This is a genomic window from Secundilactobacillus similis DSM 23365 = JCM 2765 (genome assembly GCF_001311075.1).
GTDB classification, from domain to species: Bacteria; Bacillota; Bacilli; order Lactobacillales; family Lactobacillaceae; genus Secundilactobacillus; species Secundilactobacillus similis.
In genome coordinates this window covers 43,565-52,178 of sequence record NZ_BBAD01000015.1, presented here as the reverse complement: position 1 = coordinate 52,178, position 8,614 = coordinate 43,565, and the positions used below count along the sequence as shown (strand labels likewise).

Here is an 8,614-nt window from a genome sequence, read left to right as displayed (position 1 = left end):
CGGCATCGATTACCGCACTCCCGAAAATTTATCATGAAGGGCCAAACTGTCGCACGCTGACAATTGTATGCATCTCAGCAAGTGTTGAATGGCAACACCGGGTCAGCAGTATGTTCAAGCGGATAGACTAACATTGGTTCATTATGGAAATGACGACTGCTGACCGATTGTGCTGTTTATCGAGTTGACATCAATCGCTGTCATACTGCAACATAACGTCCACTGAAGCACTTGAGATGATCTACAATAGTGCCGAATTGCGTCAATGTAAGATTTCGGTCAGCGGCTAGGTGGATGCTGTGTCGCGATGATTGGTGGTTGTTGGCGTACTTCCAACAACCACCAATCATCGGGGACGAAGTTAAGACTCGCGCGGGTTTCGGCGAGGCTTAACTTCGAGGTTTGAGACCGCCCTTTGGCTCAGACCGGCCCCACAGCAGGAACCTAGCCGCTGACCGGAATCGTAAGTCCACGCAAATCATCGCACTTCACAAACTCACAGCAACGATGCTTACGCTGGACCCAAACGACAACAAAAAATGGTAACCACGACTTCGCAGTTACCATCCCAAAAATCAATTTAATTTCAATCCAGTAAAGCGCTTATGCCAACCCTTGACAAGAACGGCTGTAAGCATCCGCACCCTTCATGGCAGCAGCAACGTCAGCTGGGGTGACATCAAATGGCATTTCTGACATCGTGTCAGCATCCGCCGTAGCAACTTCACCAACCGTCAACAGCGCTTCATCAGTGACGTCAGCGATACCGAGATCTGCGAAGGTCGTTGGTAAGCCCAAGGCCAAGTAGAGTTCCAGGTATTCATTGATTTCATCGGTGTCGCGGCCTTCCAAGAAGAGTTGGGTCAAGGTCCCAAAGGCTACCTTTTCACCGTGGGTCTTTTCGTGAAGAGCTTCGTCAGGCAAGGCCGTCAAGCCATTATGAATGGCGTGGGCGCCTGATAAACCGCCACTTTCAAAGCCAACCCCACTCATTAAGGTGTTGGCTTCAATAATCTTTTCCAACGCTGGGGTAACCGCGTGAACGCGAGCCGCATCAATGGCTTGTAAGGCGTAGTCAAATTCAGTCTCTTCACATTTTTCGGCAATCGCGTTCCCAACTAAGGTTTGCTTGCCGCCTAACATCGTTTGACCATCACCCTTGGCAACGGCTTGGGCTTCAACGTTGGTTGCTAAGGCATCAGCAATCCCGGAAGCTAACAGCCGAACTGGCGCATTGGCAACCAGTTGGGTATCGATCAACACGAGGTCGGGGTTCTTGCTGTAGAAGCGGTACTTTGAAAATGCACCACTTGGGGTGTAAATCACTGATAACCGTGAGCAAGGCGCATCCGTTGAGGCCAAACTTGGTAGAATGGCAACCGGCAAGCCGAGGTTATCAGCAATTGCTTTTGCTGAATCCAGCGTCTTCCCACCGCCAAGACCAATAATGAAATCAGTCCCAAAGTCCTTACCGATTTCGGTAATTCGGTTGATTTCTTCCTCCGAGGCTTCCCCCTTAAAGGTCACCTTGCGCACGTCAAACTTCTGTTGCTTGAGATAGTCTAAAAAGTCTTTCCCAACAATCTTGTAAACCGTTGCGTCAGCCATTAAGACTGGCTTTGAACCGAGTTTTTTCAGAGCATCAGCGCTGTCGAATAACGCGCCACTTCCTTGGACATAAGTTGATGGACTTCCAAAAATCTTTGTCATCAGTGATTTCCTCCATTCAGTTCAGGACTGGCGGACCTGCGTCTCCAACAATTGGCATCGCAAGTTTTTCGGCGCCAGCTCGTATAATTGGTTACAAGTCTATGATAGCACACCTGATTGCATTTTGTGAATCCGCTTTCATAACGCCTGATTATTTTTTCATGAAAATTAGTTTTAGCCACCAATCTTACTGCATTTTACTGGCAAATACCTTACAATTAAGACTTGAAGGTTGCTTCACTAGCAACGCGTACCAGAAAGGATCCTTGCCATGTCAATGTCACCCGCAATTACCATTACTAACTTAATTTGGAGCTTCGACCGCGACCTGCAATGCGTCAATCTCCTGCTTGTTCGACGCGCCAATGCGCCATTCGAAGATTTTTGGGCACTCCCCGAAACTACCATGCGGGAGACGGAAAGTGCTGACGCTGCGGCATTACGGTTAGTTCGCGAAAAAATCGGACTCAAACTGGCCGGCTTTCACACTGAACAGCTCGCCACGTTTACCCACCCGAATCGCACCCCAGATCAACGCACCCTCTCACTAGCTTACATGACCTTCTTGCCTGAGATGCCGCCACTAACGGCGGGTTACGGGGCCGTTGATGCCCGCTGGTTTACGTTGCATACTCCCGACCACCAATACGACTTTGAAAATGGTAAATTCCACTTTACCGCAACCACCATCAACTCACAATCCGCCTACTACCAGCAATTGGCAACGCGAAAAGCCAAGCCTAAACTGGCCCTTGCCTTTGACCATGACTGGATCTTAAAGGTGGCTTGTGACCGAATTCGCAATAAACTGGATTACCAACAACATCCTCTTGATTTTGGGTGACACGTTTACGTTAAAGGAAGCCCGTCACATCTTCGCCGACTTTCAACAAATCAGCGTTGACGAAATCGATAACTCAAACTTTAAGAAGAACCACCGCAACGTCTTTTCGTTAGTCGGCACCTCCAGCAGTAAACGCCCCGGACGTCCGGCAAAGGTGTATCGGCTTAATGATCTGCAAACCGAACAGGATAATTAGACACACAATAAAAGCACTGCAACCGTCACCCTCACTTTGAGGTACTACGGTAGCAGTGCCTTTATTTATAATAATCTTACTCAACCGACCGTGCCTGACTGGTTTTCCGGCCGTGCCACCAGTTCACGACCCCAAACAATAGCGTCCAGCAAATTGCCCCCGTTGCCGCAATCGCGTCCTGCGGAATGAAGAAGAGACTGATGAAAATCACAACGAAAAAGGCAATCGTGGCGGTGTTCGTCACCTTATAAAACGGCATCTTAAACCCATCCGGCAAGAAGTCATCTGAGACCCGATAACGTCGGTGCGCCACCATCGCTAAACTATAAACGATCAGATACATGTCGCAGCAAACACTCACGATAAACGAAAATGCCGATGCCAACGTCGCCGTTAAGCTCAACAGTGGCGTGATCAACATGCACCCTGCTGAAAGTAAGATGGCTGCGGCGGGCACGCCGTTACTGGAAATTTTCCCAAAGGTCCGCCCCATCAAACTATCAGGATCAACCTCGGTCGCGATTTGGTAAAAATGCCGGCCCGCGGAAAAGATCCCACTATTGATCGAGCTAGCCGCAGACGTCAACACCACAAAGTTGATCACCGAAGCCGCCGCTGGAAACCCAGCTAGATCAAACACTTGCACGAAGGGACTACTGCTGGCGCTCAACGACGTCCACGGAATGATGCACATGATGATGCCCAGTGAGCAAATGTAAAACAGCAGGATCCGCATAATGGTCTCGTTAACGGCCTTCTTGATAATCGTTCGCGGATTCTTGGCTTCCCCAACGGTAATGCTAATAAATTCAATTCCTAAAAAGGCGAAGAAGTCCATCGGAAACGCTGAGATAAAGTTGTACCCACCCTTAGGCGTCAGTGTGAAATTATGGAAAATATTATTGAAACTAGCGTGCCCCAACGGCGTTTTGAAATCAACTAACACCATAAAGATCCCGGTGGCAATCATCGCCAAAATCGCAAAAATTTTGATCATCGCAAACCAGAACTCAGTTTCACCAAACAGCCGCGCCGCAATTAAATTAACGCCCATTAAGATGCTAAAAAGCCGAGTTCAATAGTCCAAGCTGGCAATTTAGGGAACCAGTACTGAACGTATCCCGCAATCGCCGTTAACTCCGCCATGCAGACGAAGACCAGCCCAATCCAGTACGTCCAACCCGTGAAATGACCACGGTGTGCCCCAAGTATTTGGAAATAAACGACACGAAGGTGTGCTGTGAGGGATCCGCGTAAAACATCTCCCCATTGCCCGCATCATCAGGTAGAAGACCCCGCCAAGCACCAAATACACTAGGATCACTGACGGCCCCGTCTTGCTGATGGTCGAACCAGATCCCAAAAAGAGCCCCGTCCCAATCGTGCCACCAATCGCAATCATCTGAACGTGGCGGTTACTTAACGCCCGTAACGTCCCATCATCATTTTGCTGTACTGACTTTGATTTCATAATTAACTTCCTCTCATAATCCCTAACTGATTGCATCAAAAAAGCTCCCGTCCCCAGAACTGAACGTTCTAGGGACGAGAGCTACTTCGCGTTGCCACCCTAATTTCCATTTCTATTGCTAGCAATGGCTCAACAACACCGATCATCGATGTCTGGGACGTATCGGGTCCTAACGGGTTAGCAGCTTGCACCGCTTGCCAAAACTCGGAGTTCATCTTCGTCGATCGGTCACAGACACCCTCTCATCACCCGGTGCTCGCTTAACGGTTACTGGATCAACTACTCTTCTCGTCAACGTTAATTTGTTTAGTTGGCTGGCTTTTGTCAGTTGTTTCGTTAACGATTATGGTAATACGATTAGAGAATGATGTCAATGGTTTAATGTTATAAGGGCCGCCATGGGACTACGTTTTGATTTTGGAACTAGCGCAAGATGGTTGGTGATTGCCGTGGATCGGTCACGTAGGTTTACTTAGTTTTTTGAGTGCTATTGGCGCATGCATTGTGGCTACGTTTTTTCGGCTTGATTGGGGCTCTGAATCCCCATTTATTTGTTGTTGCGGTGAAGTTTGGCTGCTTTGGTGCTTTACGGCATCATATACGACTGGACTAAGTTTGCGCGAAACCGGTGACTCGTAACTTATATTGATTGCTATTGGCGACGTGCATTGTGGCGACGTTGTTTTCGGCTTGACTGAAGCTTTTATTTTCCGCTTAATTGTTATTGTTGTGAAGTTTGGCTGCTTTGATGGTTTTAGGCCACCACGCCGAAACGCGTTCGGAGAAGCAAAGAGCTATGTATAAGGGCGTCAGCATAAAGCCACCAAAACCCGGTAGCTTTATGGCTGCGCCTTATACGCCGCTCTTTAACCGCTTCTCCTCACGCTCTAAACGGTTCCGGTTTACTAAAATAATACCCCTGAACATTGGCAACCTTTAACTCCTGTGCCATTTCAAGGTCCTCTTTTGTTTCAACGCCTTCTAAAATAAACGTTAAGTCATTCTCATCCGCAACCTGCCGCCAGAATTTGACCCGTTCACGTAACTCGCTGGCGTTGGTTGTTTTGCGTAAGTTCTGCATCGCAAACTTGATGCCGTTGATGTACGGCATTGAGTTGCGGACGATTTCAAAATCGTTATCACTACCGACATCGTCGATCAGAATTTTCATACCGGCCGCCCGGTAGATCGCACTGATTCGCCGAGTTGTTTGTGAATCTGACAGGTCGGTAATTTCAACCGTTAAATTGTCCGGTCCATCCGGACTTTCCGCAAACTGAGTTAACGCCTCCGCAAAGTCCAGATCTTTAAACTGGTCCGCCGTGAGGTTCACGTTAAAGTTCTGCAGGGTCGTATGACTCATCACCGTTTTTAACAGGTGAATTTGAATCCAAACCGGGATCTCAAACGTATCTGGTAAGTACCAGCGATCCTGACTGGCATCGTGAGACCGCAATAGCAACTCATGATAGCACTTCGGTATTTCGGGCTTCGTCAAATCATAGACCCCTTGCCCAATGTAGCGGTAATCGGCCAGTTTTTTTTCAATTTTATCGACGCCTGACACGAGTTTGTCATCAAAGGTGATAATATCACGGCCGTTGCGCTTGCATTTTGACAACGCATCATCCGCCCGCTTATAAACGTCATTAACGCTCTTATCCGTTTGTCGCAATGCCGTCACGCCCACTGACGCCGTAACCGCAATGCCACGACCTTCATAATCATACTCCTGCTTGCGAATCGCTTGCCAGCAGTCCTTGATCACCGGCATCACCGCTTCTGCTGATCGGTTAGGGAACACAATATTGAACGTTTCACCAGTTAACTGGGTTTTCATCAACGGGACATCGGCTTTATCCAAAATAGTTTTCACCGTATCCGCAACGCCGATCAACACCGCGTTACCGGCCAAATGCCCGTACTGGTCGTTGACCTGCTTGAAGTGGTCCAAATCCAGTGTCGCAAACGTTAACGATTCGCCGTTCAGCAACGACCGCGAAAATAGCATCTGCAACTCAGCTTGATATGCCGCTTGCTGATTCTGCCGGGTTCCCTCTTCATAGTGGGCCAACTGCGCCAGTTCGTGGTTCTTCAAGTCTTCGCGATACTGCCGTAACCAGTACCCTAACACGAAGGCAATCATCAGGGTGTATAACACAACTGCTTCAACCTCAAGACTCGGGGTCATCGCAACACCCATCGAAACGGGTGGGACCGTCGACCAAAATAGGGCAGCTAATACCCCACCACTCACCATACCGGCCCACCAGTGAACGATGACGAACTGATGGTACCGTTTGAGCGCCAGTACGATAACCAAGAAGCCGACTAACGCAATCAACGTCTTCGGCTGAAAGAAGTTTGGCTCGTGATGCATATACCAAATCAGCATCATGGTCGCAAACTGTAACCCTTCTTCAAAGCGGTTGAAGCCTTCATAAAGAACCGGTAACGTCAATACAAACAGCGCCCAGTTATGATACAGTACCGCTGAATCGTTATGAATGTAGGCCATTGCCGCAAAGTGGATAAACAGGGCTAAGACGACGGAAACTAGCGTTAATAGCACGCGTCTTAACCGCCGCGCCCCTACCGGCATTTCCTCATTCTCAAACGCATCGATCCATAATCGATGAAAATACTGAATAAACCCAATACTGAAAAAGCTTACCGTGATCACCCGCATGATAAACAGCGGGAAGCTAATGTGAAGTTGCATCGTTGTCACCCGTCTCCGTTTTTGATTGGTGCATCAATTGGCCAGTTCCCCAACGATAAACCCGGGCAACGAAGGCGAAACTGCGGTCGTAAACCAGAGCTGCGAGCATGAAGAACGCCGGTAGGAACTGGATCAGGTACCGGGAACGCCCGCCTTCAAAAATCAGTAAATATAGCATGCCGCCAATAACCATGGTGCGTAAGATCAAGACAAATTTCCGTTTATCCGACCAACCCAAAGCAATCAGTGCTAGCCAAATCACCCACCAAGCTTGGGCGATAAAACGAAAATCACCGAGCCGAGTGCCGTAAAGATACACGAATTGGTTCAGGTTACCAGCTAAGCCAGTCGTAACGGTTGGTGTTGGATCAAGGTTAATAAAGTGACCTTCCTTGACCCACGCAAAGGTCCCATCAGCGGTGTTGTTGCGTTGTTTCTTAACTAAGAATTGAAGGTAGCCAAAGGGCCCCATTTTCTTCAATCGTTTAATCAGTAACTTTTTCGAGTAGGCTGAACGCTCTTCCTTAGTGGCCAACTGGCCCATAACCAAGGCATCGTGCGCGTTATACCCCCCTTCACCGGAGACCCCCATGCTGACGAAGTGAATTGCTGGCATGGTGCGGCCTTGAGTGACCGGAATATAGGTTTGCTGAAGGACGACCCGGTTGCCGGCCTCGTACGTTGCGCCAGCGACAACCAGCCACAGTAGGCCTAAAATCAACGACAGTCGCGGTAGCTTCAACAATTGCTTCACCGACTGAGCCTGCTTGAGTTTAAACAACGCTTCGATGATCACAATCGCAATCACGCCAATGATGGCGGACGGTTTCATGAAGTAAGCGCCGATCGCCATCACCGCAAAGAAGATGGTTGCGACAACCCGCACCCATGTTTTGCACCGCGGGTTCGTCATCAGTAAGTACCCCAACAGGTACCCCGACACAAACGGCAGCACCCAAACATCGGTGTAGGCACGATGATCATGGGAAAGACCGAATAGGCCGCCGCGTGAATATACATTGCCGGCGCAAGTTTGCGCTTGTCCAGTAACCACACGCCAAAGATGTTAAACAGCGCCGCTAAGTCAGCCATGATCAGCGTACAGTAGTCCATGAACAACCAACTCGTTGTGTGGAACGTGGTTGCCAAGCCGTGTTGAATCAGCACCAGTAACAGGTTGTTGTAGTACTCACTGTAGTAGGCGCGTAACTCCGGGTCAGACGTGTTGTACAACGCTTCGTGAATCGCACCGGGGTCAAATCCGATTGGCGGATGAACCATCGCCACAAACAAGACCTGCCAGCCAATCACCAGTGCGCAAACGACACTGGCCGTCGCCAATTTGTGGTCGATAAAGATTACCTTTAAGCGGTGCCGAAAACTCGGAAAGGTTGCCGTACACAGCAAAAACGCCACCACGATAATCAGCAACCAGCTGGTCACCAGCGTTGTGCCTGACCCAGTTTTATCGTTATCCCCTAGTATCAGATTGGGCGAGGTGATCGCAAATAAGAGCGTCACAAAAATAAAAAAGTTAAAGATGATGCCGATGGTGCGATGGCCAAACTTAAACAACCGTTGTGTCATTGGCATGAATGGACTCACTTCCCTTTATCCTGAGCCATAATACCCGCTCAGTTAATCAAAAACGGGCAACCGTTCACACGATTC

3 protein-coding genes and 3 pseudogenes are annotated in these 8,614 nt (G+C 48.9%); 1 reads left to right on the top strand and 5 read right to left on the bottom strand.

Features of this window, described 5'->3' with window-relative positions:
* Positions 1-603: 603 nt before the first annotated feature.
* Positions 604-1,710: a glycerol dehydrogenase gene (locus JCM2765_RS05490; protein ID WP_054734725.1), complete on the bottom strand. Its 1,107-nt coding sequence runs from the start codon at positions 1,708-1,710 to the stop codon at positions 604-606.
* A 271-nt stretch (positions 1,711-1,981) separates the two neighbouring features.
* Here JCM2765_RS05490 and JCM2765_RS05485 point away from each other — a divergent pair.
* Positions 1,982-2,750, top strand: a pseudogene (locus JCM2765_RS05485) (NUDIX domain-containing protein).
* A 76-nt stretch (positions 2,751-2,826) separates the two neighbouring features.
* On the opposite strand, the gene JCM2765_RS05480 reads toward JCM2765_RS05485, so the two are convergent.
* The 4 genes and pseudogenes from JCM2765_RS05480 to JCM2765_RS19360 form a co-directional block, all read right to left on the bottom strand.
* The gene (locus tag JCM2765_RS05480) at positions 2,827-3,804 is read right to left on the bottom strand and encodes an amino acid permease (protein WP_369404036.1); all 978 of its coding nucleotides are present in this window, start codon (positions 3,802-3,804) and stop codon (positions 2,827-2,829) included.
* Positions 3,804-4,152, bottom strand: a pseudogene (locus tag JCM2765_RS18980) (hypothetical protein). Before JCM2765_RS18980 ends, JCM2765_RS05480 begins: the two are co-directional and overlap by 1 nt.
* 949 nt (positions 4,153-5,101) lie before the next feature.
* A complete protein-coding gene (locus tag JCM2765_RS05475) occupies positions 5,102-6,943 on the bottom strand; it encodes a bifunctional diguanylate cyclase/phosphodiesterase (protein ID WP_054734722.1) in 1,842 nt (613 codons plus the stop codon).
* Positions 6,927-8,530: pseudogene (locus JCM2765_RS19360) on the bottom strand (TIGR03766 family XrtG-associated glycosyltransferase). The gene JCM2765_RS05475 and the pseudogene JCM2765_RS19360 overlap by 17 nt, the downstream one beginning before the upstream one ends.
* Positions 8,531-8,614: the final 84 nt, after the last annotated feature.

Bases quoted from the DNA above. Each gene is read 5' to 3' on its own strand.
- JCM2765_RS05490 (WP_054734725.1), bottom strand. From the start codon at position 1,710: ATGACAAAGATTTTTGGAAGTCCATCAACTTATGTCCAAGGAAGTGGC.
- JCM2765_RS05480 (WP_369404036.1), bottom strand. From the start codon at position 3,804: ATGGGCGTTAATTTAATTGCGGCGCGGCTGTTTGGTGAAACTGAGTTC.
- JCM2765_RS05475 (WP_054734722.1), bottom strand. From the start codon at position 6,943: ATGCAACTTCACATTAGCTTCCCGCTGTTTATCATGCGGGTGATCACG.